Genomic DNA, 23,262 nt, shown 5'->3' on the forward strand with positions numbered 1-23,262 from the left:
TAACGCCTCAGTGTTCGCACAAGGTTTCGCGCCGCGCCGCGTGGTCGTCACCGGCATGGGAATCGTCAGCCCCTTGGGCGTTGGCGCAGATCATGTCTGGGGGCGGCTTGTCGCTGGTGAGAGCGGTATCAGCGCCATTCAGGGCTTCGATGTGAAGGACCTTCCGGCGAAGGTGGCGGGCCAGGTGCCCGCCGGTTCCCGCGCCGACAACCGGTTCGACCCATCGGAATACATCCCGGTCAAGGAACAGAAGAAGATGGACCGCTTCATCCAGCTCGCCTACGCGGCGGCTGTGGAAGCGGTCCAGGACAGCGGCTGGGAGCCGGAGGACGAACCCTCGCGTGAGCGCACGGGCGTCATGATCGGCAGCGGCATCGGCGGGCTGGAAACCATCCAGGAAACCGCGAAGCTGGTGGCCGAAGGCCGCACGCGCCGCATCTCGCCCTTCTTCATCCCGGCCTCGCTGGTGAACCTGGCCTCCGGCCACGTCTCCATCCGCTATGGCTTCAAGGGCCCTAACCATTCGGCCGTGACCGCCTGCGCCACCGGCGTGCATGCCATCGGTGACGCGGCCCGCCTGATCGCCCTGGACGACGCTGACGTGATGGTCGCCGGCGGCGCCGAGGCCGCGATCTGCGAACTGGGCATCGGCGGCTTCTGCGCCGCCCGCGCGCTCTCCACCGCCTTCAACGACACGCCGGCCAAGGCCTCCCGCCCTTGGGACAAGGACCGCGACGGCTTCGTGATGGGTGAGGGATCGGGCGTGCTGGTGCTCGAGGAATACGAGCATGCCAAGGCCCGCGGCGCGAAGATCTACGCCGAGGTCGTGGGCTACGGCATGTCCGGCGACGCCTACCACATCACCTCGCCCTCCGAGACGGGCGACGGCGCCTTCCGCTCCATGCGCAACGCCCTGCGCAGCGCGGGTGTTGCGCCGTCCGAGGTGCAGTACGTGAACGCCCACGGCACCAGCACCCAGGTGGGCGACAACATCGAGCTGAGCGCGGTGGAGCGCCTGTGGGCCGAGGCTGGCAACAAGCTGGCCATGAGCAGCACCAAATCCGCCACCGGCCACCTGCTGGGCGCCGCCGGCGCGATCGAGGCGATCTTCTCGATCCAGGCGATCCGCACCAACACGGCCCCGCCGACGCTGAACCTGGAAGAGCCCTCTCGCGAGACGGTGATCGACCTGGTGGCGAAGGAAGCGCAGAGCCGGAAGATCGACGTGGTGCTGTCCAACAGCTTCGGCTTCGGTGGCACCAACGCTTCGGTGGTGTTCAAGCGGGTCTGATTCGCGTCCGTTTCGATACGGCTGAACGCCGTCCGGGGCATCCCCGGGCGGCGTTTTTGTTAGGTGGCGGCCCCAGGCGGGGCCCGCCGCGCGTCAAAAGATGTTTCCGCAGGAATCAGCCGCGCCCCAGCAGCCTCATCGCGGCCTGGAAGGCGGCCTCCGCATCCAGCTCGCTGGTGTCCAGCAGCTTGGCGTCCTCGGCGGGCTTCAGGGGCGCCACGGCGCGGTTTATGTCCTGCTCGTCACGGGCGCGGATCTCGGCCAGCACGGTCTCGTATTCCGCGGCCTGGCCGCGCCCCTGCAGCTCCAGGAAGCGGCGCCTGGCGCGCACCTCCGGGCTCGCGGTGACGAACAGCTTGGCGTCGGCCTGGGGGAACACCACGGTGCCGATGTCCCGGCCATCCAGCACCGCGCCGTTCTCGGCGCCGAAGCGGCGCTGGAAGTCCAGCAGGGCCGCCCGCACGGCGGGGATGGCGGCGACCGCGCTGGCGGCCCGGTCGGCGTCCGGGCCGCGCAGGTCGGCGCGGGTGGTGTCGGCGGCGGTCAGGGTCTGGGCGGCGCTGGCGGCGGCGGCGGGGTCACGCGGGTCGGCGCCCGCATCCAGCACGCGGCGCCCCACGGCGCGGTACAGCAGCCCGGTGTCGAGGTAGGGCAGCCCCAGCGTGGCGGCCAGCCGGCGGGCCAGCGTGCCCTTGCCGGCGGCGGCCGGGCCATCCACCGCGATGATGGGCGGGCGGCTCACGCCGGCACCACCACATCCGCGCCGGCGGCCCGGTTCATCAGCGCGGCGAAGCCGGGGAAGCTGGTGTCGATGAAGGCGCCGTCGTCCACCGCCATGCCATCCCGCGCCGCCAGGCCCAGCACCAGCCCGGACATGGCGATGCGGTGGTCCATATGGGTCACGACCGTACCGCCCCCCTGCGGGGTGCCGCCCTGCACGATCATGTCATCGCCCTCGATCGCCACGGCCACGCCCGCGGCCTGCAACAGGGCGGCGGTGGCCGACAGGCGGTCGCTTTCCTTCACCCGCAGTTCCTTCAGGCCCAGCATGCGGGTGGGCCCGCGCGCGGCGGCGGCGGCCACCGCCAGGATGGGGTACTCGTCGATCATCGAGGGCGCCCTTTCCGCCGGCACGGTGATGCCGTGCAGCGGGCGGGATTCCACCAGCAGGTCGCCCACGGGCTCCCCGCCCTCCAGGCGCGGGTTCTGCACCACGATGCCCGCGCCCATCTCGTTCAGCGTGTCGAAGATGCCGGCGCGCAGCGGGTTCAGCCCCACATGCTCGATCACGATGCGGCTGCCGGGCACCAGCAGGGCAGCGACGGCCAGGAAGGCGGCGGAGGACGGGTCGCCCGGCACCACCACCGGGGCTGCGGTCAGTTCCGGCTGGCCCACCAGCTCGATCACGCGGCCATGGCCGTGATGGGCCACCCGGACGGTGGCGCCGAAATGGCGCAGCATGTTCTCGGTGTGGTCGCGGGTCGCCTCGGGTTCGATAACGCGGGTGGTGCCGCGCGCGCAGAGGCCCGCCAGCAGGCAGGCCGACTTCACCTGGGCCGAGGCCACCGGCAGCGTGTAGTCCAGCGGCAGGGGCGTCGCGGCGCCCTTCACGGCCAGCGGCAGGCGCCCGCCGTCGCGGTACCAGAACGCGGCGCCGGTGGCCGCCAGCGGGTCCGTCACGCGCTTCATGGGGCGGCGGCGCAGAGAGGCATCGCCGGTCATCACGGCGAAGATCGGGTGGCCCGCCAGCAGCCCGCAGATCAACCGCGCGGCGGTGCCGGAATTGCCCATATCCAGCACGTCCGCGGGTTCGGTCAGGCCGCCGATGCCGCGCCCGGCCACGCGCCAGCTGCCGGGGCCCAGATGCTCCACGCTGGCGCCCAGCAGGCGCATGGCGGCGGCGGTGCGCAGCACATCCTCGCCTTCCAGCAGGCCCTCGATCTCGGTGGTGCCGATGGCCAGCGCACCGAACATCAGCGCGCGGTGGGAAATGGACTTGTCGCCGGCCACCCGGAAATGCCCGGAAAACGGCGATTTGGGCGGCGCGGAGCGCAGGGGGCGGGGTGCTGTGCTGGACGTCATGGCGCAGGTGGTTTGACAGGGGGTTGAGCGCATGGCAATGCGCCGCACCTTCTGTTTCCTCTCATTGGTGAAGGCGACCACCATGGCGAAGCCCGAACTCGGTTCCAAGCGCACCTGTGTGTCCTGCGGCACGAAATTCTACGACCTGGGCCGGCAGCCAGCCCAGTGCCCCAAGTGCGGCACCGAGCAGCCGGCGGAGCAGCCCCGCCTGCGCCGCGCCGCCGCCCCGGTGGATGACAAGCTGAAGAAGCGCGCCGCGACGCCGGAGGCCGAGACCGACGACGTGGAGCTGGACGACGTGGACACCGACGCGGCCGGCCTGGAAGCGGACGAGCTGGAAGACGAGGACGAGGCCATCGAGGCCGAGATCGAGGTGGAAGACACCCGCGACGAAGAGGGCTGAAGCCCTCCCCTTTCGCCGGGTCGCGGCGAACACCCCGGCGGGGTCCGCCAGCCGGGGTGGGGAGGGACTTACCCGTCATGGTTGCAGAGCGCGAGCGGCGCCCCGGAAGGGGGGCGTCGCTTTTTTTGTGGCAGTGGCCGAGATTCAGCCCTATGTTCCCAGGACGTTCCTCGGAATCCGGTGATAAATCTTAAAGAATCTTGTTAATGAGACGTTAGATACACGTAAAAGCTGTGGACTACACACCAATAGGTTGTATTCTTGGGGCACCAGCAACCCAAAAGGGCCCCTCAACCATGCGTATCCTGCTCGCCGAAGATGACCGGACGATTGCCAAGGGCATCAATTTCATCCTGCAGCAATCCCGTATGGTCGTGGACACCGCCGAAACCGGCGCCGAGGCCCTCGAACTCGCCAAGCTCTATGATTACGACGCCATCATCATGGATGTGATGCTGCCCGACGGCGAAGGCTATGAAGTCGTCCGCCGCATCCGCGCGGCGCGCAACAACGCCCCCATCCTGATGCTCTCGGCCCAGACGCGCGCCCAGGCCAAGATCAAGGGCCTGCAGGCCGGCGCCGACGACTACATGGCCAAGCCCTTTGACCAGGATGAGCTGGTGGCCCGCCTGCACGCCATCATCCGCCGCTCCAAGGGCTTCAGCCATTCCCGGCTGGAGGTGAACGGCGTGGTGATGGACCTGGCCGCGCGTGAGGTGCTGGTGAACAGCCAGCCCGTGCCGCTGACCAGCAAGGAATACGCCATCCTGGAACTGCTGGTGCTGCGCCGTGGCGCGGTGCTGTCGAAGGAGAATTTCCTCGACCACCTCTATGGCGGCATCGACGAGCCGGACGCCAAGATCATCGACGTCTTCATCTGCAAGCTGCGCAAGAAGCTGGCCAGCTCCGGGGTGGACAACCTGATCGGCACGGTCTGGGGCCGTGGCTATATCGTGCGCGATACCACGGGCGCCGCGCCGCGCCTGCCGGCCGCGCTGGCCGCCCACAACTTGGCCGAAGCGCGCGTGGCCTGACCCCGCGCGGGCCGGTTCACCGGGCGAGAGGGGCGCGCCCGGTGAATCAGCGGCCCAGCCATTCCTTCAGCCGGGCAGGGGCCTGGCGCATCTCCTCCACCGGGCCGCAATAGCTGAAGCGGACGAACCGCCCGCCGCGCCCGCTGTCGAAATCCACGCCCGGCGTGGCCGCGATGCCCGCATGCTCCAGCATCCGCGCCGCGAACTCCACGCTGTCATTCGTCAGGCGTGAGACATCGCACCACAGGTAGAAGGCGCCATCGGCCGCCGCGATATCGGTGAAGCCCGCCCCGGGCAGGCCCGCCAGCAGGGCGGCGCGGCTTTCGGCATAGCGCGCCTTGTTGCCTTCCAGCTCCTCGCGGCAGTCCATCGCGGCCTCGGCCACCAGCTGGCTGATGTGCGGCGTGCTGATGAACATGTTCTGCGCCAGGCATTCCACCGGGCGCACCAGATCCTCCGGCAGCAGCAGCCAGCCCACGCGCCAGCCGGTCATGGACCAGTATTTGCTGAAGCTGTTCACCACCACGGCGCTGTCGCTGAAGCTGGCGGCGGTGCTCTCGGGCACCGTCCCCCAGGACAGGCCATGGTAGATCTCGTCCGAGATCAGCCGCACGCCGCGCTGGTCGCACCATGCGGCGATGGCGCGCAGTTCCTCCGGCGCCAGCATGGTGCCGGCGGGGTTGCAGGGGCTGGCGACGATCAAGCCATCGGGCAGCGGATCCAGTCTCTCCAGCATGGCGATGCTGGGCTGGAAGCGCGTCTCGGGCCCGGCCGGCAGCAGCACCGGCTCCATGCCGAGCGCGGTCAGGATATTGGCGTAGGGCGGGTAATAGGGGGCGGCCATCGCCACCCGGTCGCCCCGGTCGAAGGCCGCCAGGAAGGCCAGCGGAAACGCGCCGGAGGCCCCCACCGTGACCGCGATGCGGCGCGGGTCCACCGCCTGGCCGTAACGCTCGGCATAGTGCCGGGCGATGCGCTCGCGCAGGCTGGGCAGGCCGAAGGCCTCGGTATAGCCCATGGGCGCGCGGGCGTTCAGGGCCCGCATGGCGGCCTCCACGGCGCCCTGGGGGGCGCCGGTGGCGGGCTGCCCCACCTCCATGCGCAGGATGCCGGGGGCGCCGGGTGGCAGGCTGGCCGCGCGGGCATTGGCGGCGGTGATGACATCCATCACCAGGAAGGGCGGCGCGTGCGCCCCCTTGCCGACCTTCAGCGCCATGTCAGTCCACCGCACCCAGCGCGACGCCCGTGCCGCGCGAGTCGGAGACGGCGGCGCAGGTGGATTGCGAGCCCGGCAGGTAGTTGCGGCAGCCGCCGAACTGGGTGCGGCCCCGGGCGGTGGTGTTCGCGGCCACGGCGTCGGTGGGCGACAGGCGATCCACCTCCAGCGCGTGCAGGGGGGCGGCGACGGCCAGAGGCGCGTCCGCCTGGCCGGAGGCAGCGACGGCCGCGCGCAGCGCGCGGATGTTCGGCGCCCAGGCGATGGCGGCCGACATCAGCGGCGGGTTCACCCGGCCGGTGCCCGGCGCGGCGGCGGCGATGAAGCCCAGCCCCGGCACCATGCGCCCGGTGCCGAACAGGTTGTTCAGCGTGAACACGCAGCTGACGGCGCCGCCGGAGCGGTCGAACACCGCCAGCGCCGTGCTGGCGGGCAGGCTGTCCAGGTTGCCGGCGGGCAGGTCGGCGCGGTCCATCAGGGCCGCAGCGTCGCCTTGCACGCCCGCGCGGGCGGCGGCGGCCACGGCCATGGCGCGGGCCTGGGCGGCCTGCATGCCCTGCCCGGCGCCGAGCGCGCGGAAGGCGGCACCCACCGCCAGCCCGCCATCCAGCGGCAGCAGGGCGATGCGGTCACCGCCGCGCCCGTCGATCACGGTGGCCGGGCCCAGGGCGGGCACGGCGGCGCGCAGCTCGTCCAGGCTCATATGCCCGCCGCCGGCCTGGGGCATGGCATCGGCGATGCGGCGCGCCATGGCGCCCTGGTGCATGTCGGCCACACCCAGGGTGCGCAGCGCGGTGAAGCTGCCGGCCAGCTCGGAATTGGTGAAGCGCTCGCCCACCGGCAGCACATTGCCCTGGCGGGTGAACAGGGCGCGGATCTGCGGATCGCGGAACAACGGCTCCTGCACGGCCTGGATATCGGCCAGCAGCGCGCGGGACATGGTGGTGCCGAAGCGCGCCATCTGCTCGGCCGGGGCGATCAGCTCCTCGAAGGGGCGGCCGCCGGGCATGCGGGTGGTCAGGGCGAACAGGCCGCGCGCCATCAGCGGCACGGCGGCCGGGCGGTCGGCATCGGCCACGCTGCCGGCGCGGGCGCCCGGCATGAAGATCACGGCCTCCGGCGCCTCACGCCGCGGGTGATAGACGAGGCAGGCCCCACCCCCGCCGAGACCGGCGCGGGAGGGCAGGGTGACGCTGAGCACGAAGCCCGCGGCGGCGGCGGCATCGGCGGCGGAGCCACCGGCGCTCAGCACCGCGCGGGCGGCGGCGGCGGCGTTGGGTTCCTCGGCGGCGACACCGCCCAGGAAGCCCGGCACATGCCCCTCACGCCCCGCTGGTGGCAGGTTGGGGCCCGCCAGGAAATCCCGTGCCGTGGAACAGCCAGCGAGGCTGGCGGCGGCCAGCATGGCCAGGAAAGGCGCGCGCTTCTGCTGCATCAGGTCACTGGGCTCCATACGAATATGCCAGCGCCCGGATAGACGCCTTCCAGCCCCCCGGCAACATCGCCGCGCGGAACTTGCGGCCCGGGGGCGGCGTAACAAGGCCGGGAGGCGGTTCTGCCGGGGGTCATCCTGCGCTAACCTGGCCCCCGAGAAAGGAATTCGCATGTCCCTGTCACGCCGCGTCGCCCTGGGGGCGTTCCTGGCCCTGCCGGCCCAGGCCGCCCTCGCCCAGGCCCTGACCGAGGCGCAGCGCGCGGAGGTGCTGGACATCCTGCGCCGCGCCCTGCGCGACGACCCGTCCATTCTGCGCGATGCCCTGGCCTCGCTGGAAACCGCCGACCAGACCGCCCAGGCCGAGGCCGCCCGCCAGGCGCTGGCCAGCAACGCCGACGCCCTGTTCCGCAACCCGGAGGACCCGGTGAAGGGCAACCCCCAGGGCCGCGTGACCATGGTGGAGTTCTTCGACGCCCGCTGCGGCTACTGCAAGGCGATGCACCCCACCATGGAGGAAGCGATCCGCCGCAATTCCCAGCTGCGGGTGGTGCTGAAGGATATCCCGATCCTGGGGCCGAACTCCGTGCTGGCCAGCCGGGCGCTGTTCGCGGCGCAGCGGCAGGGCAAGTACGTCCAGCTGTATGACGCGCTGATGCGCGGCCGCGACGACACCACCGAGGCGGTGCTGCGGCGTGAGGCGGAGCGCCTGGGCGCCGACTGGGCCCGGCTGCGGCGGGACATGGACGACCCCGCGATCATGCGGCGCATCGAGGCGAACGTGAATCTGGCCCGCGCGCTGAACATCCAGGGCACGCCGGCGATGGTGGTGGGCAGCACCATCATCCCCGGCGCCGTCAGCCTGCAGCAGCTTGAGGCGGCGATCGCGGCGGCGGCCTGATCCCGGCGGTCGAGGACTCGACCGCCGGGATCAGTCTTGATCCGCCCTCAGACGCCGGGCGCGGCCATCCGGCCGCTTGGCTTCGCCGGACTGCTCAGCCAGCCTCCAGCACGCTGCGCCCCGGCACCGCCGCCAGCAGGCTTTGCGTGTAGGCGTGGCGGGGGTTGGTGAAGACCTCCGCCACCGGCCCCGCTTCCGCGATGCGGCCGTTCTGCATCACCACCACCTCGTCGCACAGCTGGGCGGCCACGCGCAGGTCGTGGGTGATGAACAGGATGGACAGGCCGAGCCGCCCTTGCAGGTCCCGCAGCAGCTTCAGCACCTGCGCCTGCACCGAGACATCCAGCGCCGAGACCGGTTCGTCGGCCACCAGCACCTCCGGCTTCATGGCCAATGCCCGGGCGATGCCGATGCGCTGGCGCTGCCCGCCTGAGAATTCATGGGGGTAGCGGCGCACCGCCTCCGGCTCCAGCCCCACCAGGGCGAACAGGCGGCGGGCCTCGGCCCAGGCTTCCGCGCTGGAGGTGCCGGCGGCGATCGGGCCCTGCGCCACCTGGGCGCCCACGCTGCGGCGCGGGTTCAGGGAGGCATAGGGGTCCTGGAACACCATCTGCGCCAGGTGGGCGGCCTTCTGCCGGTCCTGCGTCAGCGGCTGGCCCGCGATGCGGATGGTCCCGCCATCCAGGCCCATCAGCCCCACCACGCAGCGCGCCAGCGTCGATTTGCCCGACCCGCTCTCCCCCACGATGCCCAGCGTGGTGCCGCGCTTCAGCGTGGCGGTCACGCCATCCAGCGCCTTCACGGCCTTGCGCCGGCGGAAGATCCCGCGTGAGGCATAGGTCTTGGTCAGCCCCACCAGCTCCAGCACCGCCCCGGTGTCTGGCAGGGGGCGGGTGGGGGGCGCGTTCAGCGGCGGCACGGCGGCCAGCAGCGCCTGGGTATAGGGGTGTTGCGGGCGCAGCAGCACCTCGCCCACCGGGCCTTCCTCCACCACATGGCCCAGCTGCATCACCGCCACGCGGTCCGCGATTTCGGCCACCACGCCGAAATCATGGGTGATGAACAGCACCGCCGTGTTGTGGCGCTGTTGCAGATCCTTGATCAGCTTCAGCACCTGGGCCTGGGTGGTCACGTCCAGGGCGGTGGTGGGCTCGTCGCAGATCAGCAGCTCGGGTTCCAGCGCCAGCGCCATGGCGATCATCACCCGTTGGCGCTGCCCGCCCGAGAGCTCATGCGGGAAGGCGTTCAGCGCGCCGGCGGGGTCGGGCAGCTGCACTTCCTCCAGCGCCGCCAGGGCGCGGGCCAGGGCCTCGCGCTTCGACAGGCCGCGATGGACGATCCACATCTCCGAAAGCTGGCCGCCCACGGTCATCAGCGGGTTCAGCGCCGTCATGGGTTCCTGGAACACCATGGCGATGCGGGCGCCGCGCGTGGCGCGCCACTGCGCGGGCGTTAGCGCCAGCAGGTTGTCCTGGCCGAGGGTGATGGAGCCGCGCTCCACCGCCAGCCCCGGCGCCAGCAGCCCCATCACCGCGCTGGCGGTGACGGATTTGCCGCTGCCGCTCTCGCCCACCACGCACAGGATCTCACCGGGTGCCACGGCCAGGCTGATGCCGGCCAGCGCATGGGTGCGGTCCCCGCCCCGGGGCAGCAGGATGGACAGGTCCTGGATACGCAGGCCGCTCATCGGGGTGCCAGCCGCGGGTTCAGCGCGTCGTTCAGCCCCTGGCCCAGCAGGGACACGCCCAGGATGGCCAGCAGGATCGCCACCCCCGGAATGGCCGAGACATACCACTCCGTCCGCAGCACGCTGCGCCCGAGGCCGATCAGGTTGCCCCAGCTCGGCACGTTCGGGTCCGACAATTGCAGGAAGGCGAGGGAGCTTTCGAGCAGGATCGCCACCGCCATCACGACCGAGGCATAGACGATGACCGGCGGCAGGGCATTGGGCAGAACCTCCCGGAAGATCAGGTGCCAGTCCGGCAGGCCCTGGATGCGCGCGGCATAGACGAATTCCCGCGTGCGGAGCGACAGGAACTCCGCCCGCGTCAGCCGCGCGACCGGCGGCCAGGAGACGAGGCCGATCGCCACCGTCACCACCTCCATCGTCGAGCCGAACACCGCCACCAGCACCAGCAGCAGCAGGAAGTTGGGCAGGGTCTGGAAGGCCTCGGTCAGGCGCATCAGCACCGTGTCGGCCGCGCCGCCATAGAACCCCGCCACCGCCCCGATGCCGATGCCGATCACCACCGCGATGGAGGTGGCGACAAAGCCGATCAGCAGCGAGATCCGCGCGCCATGGAACAGCTGCGCCGCGATGTCGCGGCCCGACGGGTCGGTGCCCAACGGAAAGCGCGGATTGGCGCCGGGCCATTGCAGCGGGCGCCCGGCCAGGCCCAGCGGGTCATTCGGATACAGCAGGGGCGCCGCCAGCCCCATCGCCACCACGGCCAGCACCAGCAGCAGGCCGATGATGGCGGGCGGGCTGCGGAAGAACGCCTTCAGCGCGCGCATGCCCTCAGCCCCCCGACACGATGCGTGGGTCGAGCTTCGCGTAGAGCAGATCGACCAGGAAATTGATGGCGATGACCAGCAGCGCCGAGACGAAGACGATACCCAGCAGCGTGTTCAGGTCCCGCTGCACCACGCTCTCATAGGCCAGCCGCCCGAGGCCCGGCAGGGCGAACACCGTCTCCACCACCACCGATCCGCCCAGCATGGTGCCCGCCTGCAGCCCGATCAGCGTGATCATGGGCAGCATGGCGTTGCGCAGCACGTGGCGCGTCACGATGCGGGTTTCCGTCAGGCCCTTGGCGCGGGCGGTGCGGACGAAATCCAGGCTCAGCACCTCCAGCATCGAGGCGCGCATGATCCGCAGGTAGATGGCCAGGAAGATCAGCCCCAGCGTCAGCGTCGGCAGCACCAGGTGCCGCGCGATGTCGAGCGTCAGGGCCAGGCCCGTCAGCCCCTCCCCGATCTCGTAGAAGCCGCCGGCCGGGAACCATTGCAGGTGCACGCTGAATAGCACGATGGCCATCAGCCCGAACCAGAAGCTGGGCGTGGCATAGAAGATCAGGCCGAGGGTGGAGATCAGCGTGTCCGGCCAGCGGTTCACCCGCCGCGCCGCCAGCACGCCCAGCACCAGCCCGAAGAAGAAGGCGAAGGACAGGGCGGCGGCCATCAGCAGCAGGGTGGCCGGCAGGCGCTCCAGGATCACGGTGGCCACCGGCTTGCCGTAGATGGCCGAAAAGCCCAGGTCGAGCGTGACCAGCCGCAGCAGGTATTGCCCCAGCCGCGCCGCGATCGACAGGTCCAGCCCATAGAAGCGACGCAGATCCTCGGCCAGGGCGGCGTCGCCGCCGCCCATCTGCGCCATCAGCGCGTCCACCGTGTCACCCGGGGCGAGTTGCAGCAGCAGGAACAGCCCGACCAGGATCAGCACCAGCGTGGGCAGCGAGGCGGCGAGCCGCCGCCCCGCGAGGGCCAGCACCCGCATTCAGGAAGCGAGCCAGGTGTCGTGCCAGGAGGAGGAAGCCCAGCGCGGATTGTTCGCCGCGTTGCGCACCCGCTTGTTGAACACCGAGACGAAGATCTGCTCGATCGGCGTCAGGATGGGCACGTCGGTCTGGGCCAGCTTCTGGAACTCGGCGTAGAGGGCGCGGCGGCGGGCGGGGTCCACCTCGGTGGCGGCGTCGTCGATGGTGCGGTCCATCGCGTCGGACTGCCAGCCCCACTGGTTGGTCCAGGGTGCGCCCTTGGGCTGGCCCGAGCGGTACCAGACGGTCGTCGAAACCGCCGGGTCGTTGCGGTACTGGTGCCAGCCGGTCGCCAGGTCGAAGGACCAGTCATTGTAGACGCTGCGCAGGAAGCCCGCGGCGTCCAGCCGCACGATCTCCACCCGGATGCCCACCTGTTGCAGCGATTGCTGGAGATAGGTGGCGAACAGCGAGATGTCCTCGCCCCAGGGCGCCGGCAGCAGCCGGACGGAAAAGCGCACGCCGCCCGCGCCGCGCCGCTGCCCGGCCTCATCCAGCAGGCGGTTGGCCAGCGCCACGTCATAACCGATCTGCGGGATGCCGCTGGTGGGGTAATAGGCGGTGGAAACCGACGGGATCGGCCCCGTGCCCACCTTGGCGAAGGTGCCGAGGAAATTCTCGATGAAGAAGGGGATGTTCAGCGCATGGCCGATCGCCTTGCGCACCCGCACATCCGCCAGCACCGGGTTGCGGTGGTTGAATTCGACCGTGTTGGTGCGGGCGTTGCCCTCGTTGCCCTTGGTCGTCACCTCGAACCGGGCATCGCGCGACAGGCGCTGGAAGTCGGAGATGGCGAGCGAGGAATAGGGGCTGAACAGGATCTGCCCGGCCTCCATCTGCGCCGCCGCCGCCGCGCGGTCGCTGATCACCCGCCACACCACACGGTCGAGGTAGGGCAGCTCGGGGCGCCAGTAATTCGTGTTGCGCTCTGCGATGATGAACTGGCCGCGCTCATACTGCACGAACTTGAAGGGGCCGGTGCCGATGGGCGCGGTGTTGGCCGGGTTCTGCCGGATGTCGCCGGTTTCGTAGATGTGCTTGGGCGAGATGTAGCCCAGGTCCGGCAGGGCGCGCAGCAGCAGGCCCTGGGGCATCGGGCGCTCGTATTTGAAGACGGCCGTGTGGGCGTCGGGCGTTTCGACCGCCGTCAGGAACTGCTGCAGCGTGGTGCCGTAGTTCAGGATCTTCTTCCACATCTCCATCGCCGTGAACGCCACGTCGGCGGAGGTGAAGGGCTTGCCGTCATGCCAGGTGACACCCTGGCGCAGCTTGAAGGTGTGGGTCTTGCCGTCGGGGCTCGATTTCCAGGATTCGGCCAGCACCGGCACCGGGTTGCCGTCATTGTCCAGGTCCACCAGGGCTTCCTGGATCTTGCCGCCGACGATGTAGACGCCGGTGGAGGCCTGGAGCGAGGGGTTCAGGATGCGCTGCTCGGTGGCGAAATGCACCGTCAGCACGCCGCCCTTGCGGGGCGTTTCCTGCGCCATGGCACCGGTGGGGATCATGCCGGCGGCGCCAAGCAGCAGCGTGTCGCGGCGGTTGAGTGCGGTCATGGAGGTCATCCTTCGAAGATCACGGCCGTGCCGGTGGCGAACACGGGCGGCCTGGGCGTCGGGGTCGAGAGGATCATGGCGGCGCCGCCCTCGATGGGCAGGGCCGCCGCCTCACATCGCGCCAATGCCGCGATGGCCGCGCGGGGGGCGAAGCCGATGCCGGCGCGATTGGGTCCGGTGTCCACCACGCGGAACACGCCGTCCTGGCGCACCTCGCCCTCGATCAGCCGGGCCAAGTGGGCGGCGGCCGCATCGGGGGTTTCGGTGGCGACCAGGGCGCGCTTGATGCCCGTCACGCCATTGGGGTGGCGCTGCAATTCCGGCACCCAGACTGCGCCGCGCGTGTGGTGCTGGCAGGCGAAGATGCGCATGCCGCCCGGCGCCTCGTCCCGCGGGTAATGGAAGACGGAAAAACGCGCCTCCGCCTCGCCGCCATCGGGCAAGGGCACGGGGCGGCCGAAATGCACCGGGCCGTTGGTGCCCGACAGGCCCTTGGCGCGCAGCGCGGCGGCGCCCTTCTCGGCATCGGTGGTGGTGAAGGCGGCGCGTTCCAGCCCCTCCCGCCCCGCCAGGAAATCGCGCAGCGCCACATTGTTGGGGGTGGGGTTCACCACGCCCAGCAGCTCCAGGTAATCCTCGCCGAACATCATGGTGTAGTTGCCGCTGCCCATATGGGCGCTGTGCAGGCCCCGGGGCGAGAGCGTGAAGCCCAGCGCCGCCCATTCGGCCGCCGCCGCATCCAGGTCGCGCACGGCGACGACCAGATGGTCGAGGCCGATCAGAGTCTCGAGCATCGTGCTCCCCCACAGAGTGCCCTGATGTTAGGCATCAAAATTGCCGCACCGCAACATGGCAGTCACACAGCCGTGCTGCCGGAGCCCGCAGATTTCCACGGCTTTTGCAGACCGGAAAGCCTCCTCGTTTGTGTCATGCCGAAGACGTTTCCGTTGCAATTCGCATCATACGCTCAGCGTATGGGCATCATGCCTATGCTTGATTGGGAAAACCGAGCAGCCGGGTGCATCTCCCTCCTCACCGGAAGGGCGGCGACGGGTCGCCGCCCATCACACAGGAGACCGAAGATGAACCGCTTTATGATGGCCGCCGCCGCCGCTGTCCTGATGACCTCCACCGCCGCCTTCGCCGAGGAAGCCCCCCGCCTGACCGGCGATTTCGCCAGCCAGCATGTCGAGTACGGCCAGGCCGCGCGCGGCAATGTCGTGGGTGGCGGCTTCGCCATGGTGACGGGCGTGGATGAGGAAGGCCGCCCCGTGATCACCTACGCCGACTCCACCAGCACCCAGCAGGGCCTGGCCGGCAAGGTGCCGGCGGTGGTGAACCAGGCTGGCCGCGACCGCACCATCTGGGTGCCGGCCAACGGCGTGCGGGGCTAACCCCCACAGGCGCGCCATTCCCGGGTTCCATGCCCCGGGGATGGGGGCCTGAAGAACCGGCTCTCCCGCACCGGGAGGGCCGGTTTTTTTATTTGCGCCGGACGATCCAGCCGGTGAACGCGCCCGCCCCGCTGTCGTAGCTGGGCTGGGAGCCGGGGGGCAGCAGGGTGATGTGCACGTCCCCGTCGCCCGGGTCGTTCACCATGGCCCAGGGCAGGCCGCCGATCGTCACCACCTCATCCACCACCACGAAATGGCCGCCGCCGGCCTTCCAGGCGATGTGGACGATCACGGGCGCGCCCGCGCCCACGCCGTCCGCGATCGCCTTGCTGACACCGGCGGGGCCGGCCCAGAACAATTCCCAGGCGCCGCAGCCCAGGCGCTTCAGCACTTCGGGGTGGTTCTTCGCATCGGTGTAGGCGGTGCCGTCATACACGGTGCCGACCACATCGCCGTACACCTTGTAGACGAGCGGCTCGGTCTTCACGGCATAGTCCAGCGCCTGGCGCCCCAGATCGAGACCCATGGAGCCGCCAGCCACGGGCACCACGCTCATCAAGGCACCGGCCGCCATGCCCGCCGCCATCAGTCCTTTTTTCAACTTGAAGTTGATCATCAGGATAGAGGCGATGCCGCAGGAATTCACCTTCTCCTGCTGATGCACCACATGGACGGTGTTGTAGGGCGTGAACCGGATATGCCAGTTCTTCAGACTGCCTTCGGCCATTTCGCCCTCCGCTGTGGCGGCAGGTTATTGGCGCGACGCATGGCAGTGCAAGCGACGATCCGATGGATTTAGATCATCATCCGATCAGATGGAATCATCTGATCGGATAAAGATGATCGTGAAAACAAATAGCTAGAGCGGTTGCCGTGAGCCGGTGCGAACGGAAACCGCTCTAGCCGCCGTGACAAAAAAAGGGCGGCTTCCATTCAAAATGAAGGAAGCCGCCCCCTGAATTGATGAAACTCTATTGGCGGCGCCATGCTGCGCCGCCAGAACATCAGGCCATCGCGCTCTCGGAACGGCGCGCATGCTTCTTGCGCTCATGCGGGTCCAGATAGCGCTTGCGGATGCGGATGGCGGAGGGCGTGACCTCCACCAGCTCGTCTTCCTCGATATAGGCGATGGCCTGTTCCAGGCTCATCTTCCGGGGCGGGATCAGCAGCAGGGCCTCATCCTTGCCGGCGGCACGGATGTTGGTCAGCTTCTTTTCCTTGATCGGGTTCACGTCCAGGTCGTTCTCACGCGAATGCTCGCCGAGGATCATGCCCTCGTACACCTTCACGCCCGGATCGACGAACAGCTGCCCGCGGTCCTGCAGGGCGAACAGCGCGTACTGCACCGCCTCGCCATCGGAGTTGGAGATCAGCGAGCCCTTCACGCGGCCCTCGATGGTCCCGGCCCAGGGCTGATAGCCCAGGAACAGCCGGTTCATCATGCCGGTGCCGCGCGTGTCGGTCATGAACTCGCCGTGGTAGCCGATCAGGCCGCGCGACGGGATGTGGAAGGTCAGGCGCACCTTGCCGCCGCCCGAGGGGCGCATGTCCTGCATCATGCCCTTGCGGCGGGCCAGCTTCTCGACCACCGCGCCGGAGAATTCCTCGTCCACGTCGACGAGCACTTCCTCGAAGGGCTCCTCGCGCTCGCCGGTTTCCTCGTTCTCGCGCGTCAGCACGCGGGGGCGGCCGATGGTCAGTTCGAAGCCCTCGCGGCGCATCGTCTCGATCAGCACGCCCAACTGCAATTCGCCGCGGCCGGCCACCTCGAAGGCGTCCACCTCGTTGGAGACGGTCACCTTGATGGCGACGTTGCCCTCGGTTTCCTTGAACAGACGGTCGCGGATCTGGCGGGAGGTGACCTTCTTGCCCTCGCGGCCGCCCAGCGGGCCGTCATTGATGCGGAAGGTCATGGCCAGCGTCGGCGGATCGACGGGGATGGCGGGCAGCGGCTCGGTCACTTCCGGGGAGCAGATGGTGTCCGGGATCGTGGCGTCCGACAGGCCGGCGATGGCGATGATGTCGCCCGCCTGCACTTCGTCCACCGGCACGCGGTCCAGGCCGGAGAAGGTCATCAGCTTGGTCAGCCGGCCCACTTCCACCTGGCTGCCGTCCTGGCGCAGCACCTTCACGGGCATGTTCACCCGGGCCACGCCCTGTTCCACGCGCCCAGTCAGGATGCGGCCCAGGAAGTTGTCGGCCTCCAGGATGGAGGCGTTCATGGCGAAGGGCTTGCTCGCGTCCACATTGGGCGCGGGCACATGGGACAGGATCAGGTCGAACATGGCCGACAGGTCCTTGCGGGGCCCGTCCATGGTCAGGTCCGCCCAGCCCTGGCGGCCGGAGGCGAACATGGTGTGGAAGTCCAGCTGCTCGTCGGTCGCGCCCAGGGCGGCGAACAGGTCGAACACCTCGTTGTGCACCTCGTCGGCGCGGGCGTCCTGGCGGTCCACCTTGTTGATGACCACGATGGGCTTCAGGCCACGGGCCAGCGCCTTGGTCAGCACGAACTTGGTCTGGGGCAGGGGGCCCTCGGCGGCGTCGCACAGCACGATGGCGCCATCCACCATGGACAGGATGCGCTCGACCTCACCGCCGAAATCGGCGTGGCCTGGCGTGTCCACGATGTTGATCTTCACGCCCTTCCACTCCACGGCCGTGGACTTGGCGAGGATGGTGATGCCGCGCTCGCGCTCCAGGTCGTTGCGGTCCATGGCGCGCTCGGCCACCGCCTGATTGGCGCGGAAGGCGCCCGCCTGCTTCAGCAGATTGTCCACCAGCGTGGTCTTGCCGTGGTCAACGTGCGCGATGATCGCGACATTGCGAATGTTTTGCGGGGCGCTCATGGCGCGGCTCCTTATATCTGGCAGCGCCGCCCAAGGGCGCCGGCGGCCAGCCTCGAGGGGCAGTGGCCAGGCATAAGGGCGGGTCTCGGGCGGCACCGGGCCGCCTTCGCTGCGCCGCACATAGTGAATGCGGCGCCGAAACGCCAGGGGGATTCGGCAAGTGATGGGATGCCATGACGCATGGCACCCCCGCGAAAGGCGCTTCGTATCCCCGCCATCGTCGATTCCGATTGGCAACCCGAGGCCCGTTAGCGCTTTGTTATCGAGGCCAGAGTAGGAGAACGCCGATGTCTCGCCCCCATTCCGCAGGCCGCGCCACCGCCCGGGCGGCCGCACCCACCCTGCTGCCGGCGCTGGTGCTGGGCGGCGGGTTGTTGCTCAGCCTGATCATGATTGTCCACGCCCTGCATATGAACTGAGGCCGCAGGGCTGCATTGCCCTTCTGAATGCTTGTCCGGCCATGCCGGGCGCGAGACACTGGGCAGGTGAACAACCTTTCATCTTTCCTGCGCCAGCGGCTGCGTGGCCCCGCGGCCGGCATCGCGTTGCAGATGTTCGCGCTGGTGCTGTTCGTCTGCATGGACACCACCTTCAAGCTGATGGCGGCGCATCTGCCGGTGCCGCAGTTGGCCTGGGCGCGCTTCCTGGGTTCGGCGATCGCGGTGTGGGGGTTCCTCGCCATTCTGGGCAAGGGCAGCCTGCCTTGGCGGTCCCGCGCGCCGGGGCTGCAGGCGCTGCGCAGCCTGGCGCTGGGCGGTTGCACGCTGTTCTTCGCCTCGGCGCTGCATTTCCTGCCGCTGGCCGATGCCACGGCGGTGAATTTCGCCACCCCCCTGCTGACCGTGGCTGCCGCCGCCCTGTTCCTGGGGGAAAAGGTGATCCCCCGGCGCTGGCTGGGCGTGGTGATCGGGCTGCTGGGGGTGATGCTGGCCATCCGCCCGCCCTTCATCACCGGAGAGGCCCCGCCCCACCCCGCCTATCTGCTGCCGCTGGGCTCGGCCGCCGCCTTCGCGCTGTATGCGGTGCTGACGCGCAAGCTGGCCATGCTGGACGATTCGCGCACCACCATCCTGCATACCGGTCTGGCGGCCACGCTGGTGTTCAGCCTGTTCATGCCCTTCGTCTGGGTGCCGCCCAGCCTGGGGCAATGGGGGGCGATGCTGGCTCTGGGGGTGCTGGGGGGCGCCAGCCACGGCATCATGGTGCTGGCCTATGCCCGCGCGCCGGCCTCCGTGCTCGCGCCGCTGTCCTATTTCCAGCTGATCTGGGCGGGGGTGTCCGGCTGGCTGGTGTTCAACGACGTGCCGGACCGCTGGACGCTGATCGGCGCCAGCATCATCCTGGGCGGGGGCATGATGACCATCTGGCCGGCCCGCCCGCGCGCCCTGCCGGCCGGTGCCATGGCCCAGCAAAAGTGACAGGCATGTTGCTCAGACTGGACACGGCGCCCCCCCGGCGCTAACGCTCCCTTCATTGCCTCCCCTAAGGGAACCACGGCCATTTCCTCGCTCCACCTCTCCCGCGAAGAACGGGACCACCCCCGCGCCGCGCTGGACGCGGCTTCCGTTCGCGATGCCTATCGCCGCTGGGCCGGTATCTACGACGTGGCGTTCGGCGGTGTCTCCGCCATCGGCCGCCGCCGCGCGGTGGAGGTGGTGAACATGCTGCCCGGCAACCGGGTGCTGGAAGTGGGCGTGGGCACCGGCCTCGCCCTGCCGCAATACCGGCGCAACCTGGATGTGGTCGGCATCGACCTGTCCCGCGACATGCTGAAGAAGGCCCGCCAGCGGGTGGAGGGCCAGAAGCTCACCCATGTCCAGGGCCTGCTGGAGATGGATGCCGAGAACATGGCCTTCGCCTCCGGCAGTTTCGACGTGGCGGCGGCGATGTTCGTGGCCTCCGTCGTGCCCGACGCGAAGAAGCTGTATGCCGAGATGTCCCGCGTGGTGCGCCCGGGCGGGCACCTGCTGTTCATGAACCATTTCGCGGCCGAAGGCGGTTTCCGCTGGTGGCTGGAGCGCACGATGGCCCCGCTGTCGCGCGTGCTGGGCTGGCACCCGGATTTCATGGTGACCGACCTGCTGGACCCCGAGACGACCCGGATCGAGGCGCGCGAGGCCTGCCCGCCGTTCGGCCTGTTCACCCTGGTGCGGGTGCGCAACGGCGGCTGAGTCGGGCCCGCCTGACCAGCGCGGCGCCCGCCACCATCAGCCCCGCCAGCACGCCGATGCTGCCCGCCGCGTTCACCGTGACGCCGCCCAGCGCCATCGGCAGCGGCCCGGCCAGCACATAGCCCAGCACCGCCACCCCTGACCCCAGCGCGGCCCCACCCAGCACCTGGCGGAGGTAGCGCCGCGTCAGCAGCCGCATCGCGGCCGCGGGCGCCACCAGCAGCGCCACCACCAGGATGCTGCCCACCGCCTCGAACGCCGCGACCGCGGCGGCGGCGACCAGCAGGTTCAGCGCCGCCTCCAGCCGGCGCACCGGCAGGCCCAGGGCGGCGGCGTAATCGGCGTCGAAGCACAGCAGTTTCAGCGGCCGCCACAATGCCGCGACCGTCAGCCCCGCCAGCGCCGCCACCCCCAGCAGCAGCCACAGCCCATGCGGCAGGGCGGCCAGCGCCACCGGGTCGATCAGGCTGGAAAGCCCCGTGGCCTCGGGCCACAGCAGGGTTTCCATCTGGCCGAACAGCACGCAATCCACGTCCAGATCCACGCTGCGGGCGCCCGTCACCTCCAGCAGCACCAGCCCCAGCGCGAAGAAGCCGGTGAAGACGATGCCGGTGGCGGCCCCGCCCTCCATCCGCGCGCGGGTGCGCAACTGCCCGATCAGCCAGGCGGCCAGCATGGCGGCCAGCCCCGCCCCTAGCAGCACCGGTAGCCCACTGCGCGCGCCGCTGACCGCGAAGCCCAGCACGATGCCCGGCAGCACGGCATGGGTGATGGCATCGCCCAGCAAGGCCTCTCGCCGCAGCACCAGGAAGCTGCCCAGCAGCCCGCACACGCCCCCCGCCAGCAGCGCGGCCAGCAGCGGGGGCAGGTCCAGTTGCAGGAATTCCGTCATCGCCCGCGCACCAGCAGGGCGGAGACGAAGAACGCCACCCCCACCAGCACCACCGCGGCGCCGGTCGGCCAGCCCTCATGCCCCGCAGAGATCATCGCGCCCAGCAGCCCGCTGGCCCCGCCCACGGCGCAGGCGGTGGCGAACATCCCCGGCAGGCGGCGGTTCAGCAGCCGGGCGGTGGCGGCCGGCAGCACCAGCAGCGCCACCACCAGCACCAGCCCCACCGCCGGCAGCCCCGCCACGCAGACCAGCAGGATCAACCCCAGCAGCGCCGCGTCCACCCAGGCCACGCGCAGGCCTTGCAAGGCCGCGAACTCCGCGTCGAAGCACAGCGCCGTCAGGCGCGGGAACAGCGCCAGCACCGCCAGGACGCAGAACAGCGCCAGCGCCCCGGCGGCCCAGGCATCCTCCGCCCGCATGGTCGCGGCCTGGCCCAGGATGAAATGGCTCAGCCCCGCCTGGGCCACGCCCGGCAGCACCTGCACCACCGACAGCCCGACCACCCCCAGCGCGTAAAAGCTGGCCAGCACCACCGCGATCGCCGTGTCTTGCCGGATGATGCGCGTGGCCGAGAGCCCCTGCACCGCCCACAGCCCCAGCCCCCCGGCGACGGTCCCGCCCAGCAGCAAGGGCGGCAGGGCGCGCGGGTCCCACCCCATCAGGGCCGAGACGATCGCCGCCCCCACCACTCCGGGCAGGGCGGCATGGCCCATGGCATCCGCCATCAGCGCCCGGCCGCGCAGCAGCGCGAAGCAGCCCACCGCCCCCGCCGCCACGCCCAGCAGGGCGCAGCCCAGCATCACGATCAGGGTGTTGTGGCTGAGGATCATGCCGCCACGGGCGCGCCGTAGGTTTTCACGATGGTCTCGGGCGTGAAGACCTCCGCGACTGGGCCGGCGGCCACGCTGCGCACGTTCAGCATCAGCGCGTGCTGGAACACATGCGGCACCGAGGCCAGGTCATGATGCACCGCCACCACGCTGCGCCCGCCCTCCACCAGGCGGCGCAGCACGCGGATGATCTCGCGCTCTGTCGCGGCGTCCACGGCGGCCAGGGGTTCGTCCATCAGCAGCAGGTCCGCCTGCTGGGCCAGGCAGCGGGCCAGGAACACGCGCTGCTGCTGCCCGCCGGAAAGCTGGCCGATCGGGCGGTCCGCCAGGTCCTGCAGGCCCACCTCCGCCAGGGCGGCGCGGGCGGCGGCGCGCTCGGCGGCGGGCAGGCGGCCCCACCAGCGGCTGCGCGGCTGGCGGGCCATGCACACCACATCCAGCGCGGTGGCCGGGAAATCCCAATCCACCGACTGCCGCTGCGGCAGATAGCCCACGCGGTGGCGCACGGCATCCAGCGGCTGGCCGAAGAACAGCGCCTCGCCCTCATGCGGGATCAGGCCGAGCGCCGCCTTCAGCAGGGTGGATTTCCCGGCGCCGTTGGGGCCGATGATGGCGACCAGCCCGGACGGGACGGACCAGCTCACGTCCCGGACAGCGAGCTGTTCGCCATAGCGCACCGTCAGGCCGCGCAACTGCATGGGGGCGGTCATGCGGCCAGCCGCCCATGCAGCCCGCCCGGCGGCGCCTCGCCGCCCAGGGCGCGGGCGATGGTGGTGATGTTGTGGTCCAGCATCCCCTCCAGCGTGCCGGCATAGGTGCCAGGCCGCCCCAGCGAATCGGAATAGAGCAGGCCCCCCAGCACCACCCGGTGGCCGCGCGCAGCCGCCCCCTCGATCAGCGCGCGCATGGCGCGGTCGGGCACCGAGGCCTCGGCGAAGACGGCCGGGACGCGGCGCGCGACGATCAACGCCACCAGCTGCTCGATGCGTTGCAGGGAGGCCTCCGACTCGGTGGACAGGCCCTGGATGCTTTCCACCTCGATCCCGTGGCGCCGGCCGAAATAGCCGAAGGCATCATGCGCCGTGACCAGCACGCGGCGGCCGGCGGGCAGCGGGGCCAGGGCGGTGGCGGCGTAGTCGTGCAGGCGGCGCATCCGCGCCTGGTATTCCGCCAGGCGCCCGGCCAGCGGCGCGCCGGGCAGCAGCGGCGCCAGCGCCGGCACCAGGCTGGCCGCGGCCTGTGCCCACAGCAGCGGGTCCATCCATATATGAGGGTCCGCGGCATCGGGGAATTCGGGGGCGAAGCGCAGCTCGGCGCGCGGCAGCGACTCGGCCATGGCCAGCACGCGGCGCCCGGAGCGGGCCAGGCGCTGCAGCACCTCATCCATCCGCCCTTCCAGCCGCAGGCCGTTCAGCACCACCAGGTCGGCGGCCAGCAGCCGGGCCGTGTCGGCGCGGGTGGGGCGATACAGGTGGGGGTCCGTGCCCTCGCCCATCAGGCTTTCCACCTGGGCGGCGGGCAGGGCCAGGGCCGACACGGCATCGGCCAGCATGGCCGTGGTGGCCAGGATGCGCACCCGGCCCTGGGCGCTGGCGGGCCCGGCCAGCAGCGCCCCCGCCAGCGCGCGGCGCGGCAGGCTGGAAGCCCCTATGCCTGAATAGCTATTCACGTCTTCAGATTT

At 70.4% G+C, this 23,262-nt stretch carries 23 protein-coding genes; 8 read left to right on the top strand and 15 right to left on the bottom strand.

Annotation, left to right across the window (positions count from 1 at the left end; translation table 11 throughout):
* Positions 1–10 precede the first annotated feature (10 nt).
* Positions 11–1,291, top strand: a complete 1,281-nt coding sequence (fabF, locus tag GT007_RS03145) for a beta-ketoacyl-ACP synthase II (protein ID WP_268894537.1) — start codon at positions 11–13, stop codon at positions 1,289–1,291.
* A gap of 115 nt (positions 1,292–1,406) precedes the next feature.
* On the opposite strand, the gene cmk is transcribed toward fabF, so the two are convergent.
* Entirely contained in the window at positions 1,407–2,033 is a 627-nt protein-coding gene (gene cmk / locus GT007_RS03150; protein ID WP_160120120.1) for a (d)CMP kinase, read from the bottom strand.
* Positions 2,030–3,373, bottom strand: coding sequence for a 3-phosphoshikimate 1-carboxyvinyltransferase (aroA, locus tag GT007_RS03155; protein WP_160120121.1), 1,344 nt, complete (start codon positions 3,371–3,373; stop codon positions 2,030–2,032). The genes cmk and aroA overlap by 4 nt, the downstream gene beginning before the upstream one ends.
* An 82-nt stretch (positions 3,374–3,455) precedes the next feature.
* On the opposite strand from aroA, the gene GT007_RS03160 reads away from it, so the two are divergent.
* On the top strand, positions 3,456–3,776 hold the full coding sequence (locus tag GT007_RS03160; protein ID WP_160120478.1) for a TIGR02300 family protein: 321 nt from the start codon (positions 3,456–3,458) through the stop codon (positions 3,774–3,776).
* Between the two features lie 296 nt (positions 3,777–4,072).
* Positions 4,073–4,810, top strand: coding sequence for a response regulator transcription factor (locus GT007_RS03165; RefSeq protein ID WP_160120122.1), 738 nt, complete (start codon positions 4,073–4,075; stop codon positions 4,808–4,810).
* 46 nt (positions 4,811–4,856) lie between these two features.
* Here the strand turns inward: GT007_RS03165 and GT007_RS03170 are convergent, their stop codons facing one another.
* Complete coding sequence (locus tag GT007_RS03170) at positions 4,857–6,026, bottom strand: pyridoxal phosphate-dependent aminotransferase (RefSeq protein ID WP_160120123.1); 1,170 nt, start codon at positions 6,024–6,026, stop codon at positions 4,857–4,859.
* 1 nt (position 6,027) lies between these two features.
* Positions 6,028–7,461, bottom strand: a complete 1,434-nt coding sequence (locus GT007_RS03175) for a gamma-glutamyltransferase (RefSeq protein WP_160120124.1) — start codon at positions 7,459–7,461, stop codon at positions 6,028–6,030.
* Positions 7,462–7,630: 169 nt separating this feature from the next.
* Here GT007_RS03175 and GT007_RS03180 point away from each other — a divergent pair, with 169 nt between their 5' ends.
* Positions 7,631–8,359: a DsbA family protein gene (locus tag GT007_RS03180; RefSeq protein ID WP_160120125.1), complete on the top strand. Its 729-nt coding sequence runs from the start codon at positions 7,631–7,633 to the stop codon at positions 8,357–8,359.
* 94 nt (positions 8,360–8,453) lie between these two features.
* Here GT007_RS03180 and GT007_RS03185 read toward each other — a convergent pair whose 3' ends face one another.
* Genes GT007_RS03185 through GT007_RS03205 form a run of 5 tightly spaced genes read right to left on the bottom strand, consistent with a single transcriptional unit; the run spans position 8,454 to position 14,242 of the window.
* Entirely contained in the window at positions 8,454–10,046 is a 1,593-nt protein-coding gene (locus GT007_RS03185) for an ABC transporter ATP-binding protein (protein ID WP_160120126.1), read from the bottom strand.
* A complete protein-coding gene (locus GT007_RS03190; protein ID WP_160120127.1) occupies positions 10,043–10,873 on the bottom strand; it encodes an ABC transporter permease in 831 nt (276 codons plus the stop codon). Before GT007_RS03190 ends, GT007_RS03185 begins: the two co-directional genes overlap by 4 nt.
* Positions 10,874–10,877: 4 nt before the next feature.
* Positions 10,878–11,855, bottom strand: coding sequence for an ABC transporter permease (locus GT007_RS03195; protein ID WP_160120128.1), 978 nt, complete (start codon positions 11,853–11,855; stop codon positions 10,878–10,880).
* Positions 11,856–13,448: an ABC transporter substrate-binding protein gene (locus GT007_RS03200; RefSeq protein WP_236571466.1), complete on the bottom strand. Its 1,593-nt coding sequence runs from the start codon at positions 13,446–13,448 to the stop codon at positions 11,856–11,858.
* 5 nt (positions 13,449–13,453) lie between these two features.
* Positions 13,454–14,242, bottom strand: coding sequence for a VOC family protein (locus GT007_RS03205; protein WP_160120130.1), 789 nt, complete (start codon positions 14,240–14,242; stop codon positions 13,454–13,456).
* Between the two features lie 288 nt (positions 14,243–14,530).
* Between GT007_RS03205 and GT007_RS03210 the strand changes: the two genes are divergently transcribed.
* Positions 14,531–14,842, top strand: coding sequence for a hypothetical protein (locus tag GT007_RS03210; RefSeq protein ID WP_160120131.1), 312 nt, complete (start codon positions 14,531–14,533; stop codon positions 14,840–14,842).
* Positions 14,843–14,930: 88 nt separating this feature from the next.
* Here the strand turns inward: GT007_RS03210 and GT007_RS03215 are convergent, their stop codons facing one another.
* Positions 14,931–15,569, bottom strand: a complete 639-nt coding sequence (locus GT007_RS03215; RefSeq protein WP_160120132.1) for a hypothetical protein — start codon at positions 15,567–15,569, stop codon at positions 14,931–14,933.
* Positions 15,570–15,846: 277 nt separating this feature from the next.
* Entirely contained in the window at positions 15,847–17,688 is a 1,842-nt protein-coding gene (typA, locus tag GT007_RS03220) for a translational GTPase TypA (RefSeq protein WP_160120133.1), read from the bottom strand.
* A gap of 287 nt (positions 17,689–17,975) precedes the next feature.
* On the opposite strand from typA, the gene GT007_RS22735 reads away from it, so the two are divergent.
* The 3 genes from GT007_RS22735 to GT007_RS03230 all read left to right on the top strand — a co-directional run bounded on the left by GT007_RS22735 (position 17,976) and on the right by GT007_RS03230 (position 19,859).
* Entirely contained in the window at positions 17,976–18,107 is a 132-nt protein-coding gene (locus GT007_RS22735; protein ID WP_268894538.1) for a hypothetical protein, read from the top strand.
* Positions 18,108–18,173: 66 nt separating this feature from the next.
* Positions 18,174–19,106: a DMT family transporter gene (locus GT007_RS03225; protein ID WP_236571467.1), complete on the top strand. Its 933-nt coding sequence runs from the start codon at positions 18,174–18,176 to the stop codon at positions 19,104–19,106.
* A gap of 81 nt (positions 19,107–19,187) precedes the next feature.
* Positions 19,188–19,859, top strand: a complete 672-nt coding sequence (locus GT007_RS03230; protein WP_236571512.1) for a class I SAM-dependent methyltransferase — start codon at positions 19,188–19,190, stop codon at positions 19,857–19,859.
* Here the strand turns inward: GT007_RS03230 and GT007_RS03235 are convergent.
* The 4 genes from GT007_RS03235 to GT007_RS03250 are packed head-to-tail and all read right to left on the bottom strand — an operon-like array spanning position 19,828 to position 23,250.
* Positions 19,828–20,751, bottom strand: coding sequence for a metal ABC transporter permease (locus GT007_RS03235; protein WP_160120135.1), 924 nt, complete (start codon positions 20,749–20,751; stop codon positions 19,828–19,830). The genes GT007_RS03230 and GT007_RS03235 overlap by 32 nt on opposite strands.
* Complete coding sequence (locus GT007_RS03240; protein ID WP_160120136.1) at positions 20,748–21,581, bottom strand: metal ABC transporter permease; 834 nt, start codon at positions 21,579–21,581, stop codon at positions 20,748–20,750. The genes GT007_RS03235 and GT007_RS03240 overlap by 4 nt, the downstream gene beginning before the upstream one ends.
* Positions 21,578–22,279: a metal ABC transporter ATP-binding protein gene (locus tag GT007_RS03245; RefSeq protein WP_236571468.1), complete on the bottom strand. Its 702-nt coding sequence runs from the start codon at positions 22,277–22,279 to the stop codon at positions 21,578–21,580. The genes GT007_RS03240 and GT007_RS03245 overlap by 4 nt, the downstream gene beginning before the upstream one ends.
* Positions 22,280–22,287: 8 nt before the next feature.
* A complete protein-coding gene (locus GT007_RS03250; protein ID WP_236571469.1) occupies positions 22,288–23,250 on the bottom strand; it encodes a metal ABC transporter solute-binding protein, Zn/Mn family in 963 nt (320 codons plus the stop codon).
* Positions 23,251–23,262: the final 12 nt, after the last annotated feature.

Origin of the sequence: Rhodovarius lipocyclicus, assembly GCF_009900765.1 — a bacterium.
Lineage (GTDB): Bacteria > Pseudomonadota > Alphaproteobacteria > Acetobacterales > Acetobacteraceae > Rhodovarius > Rhodovarius lipocyclicus.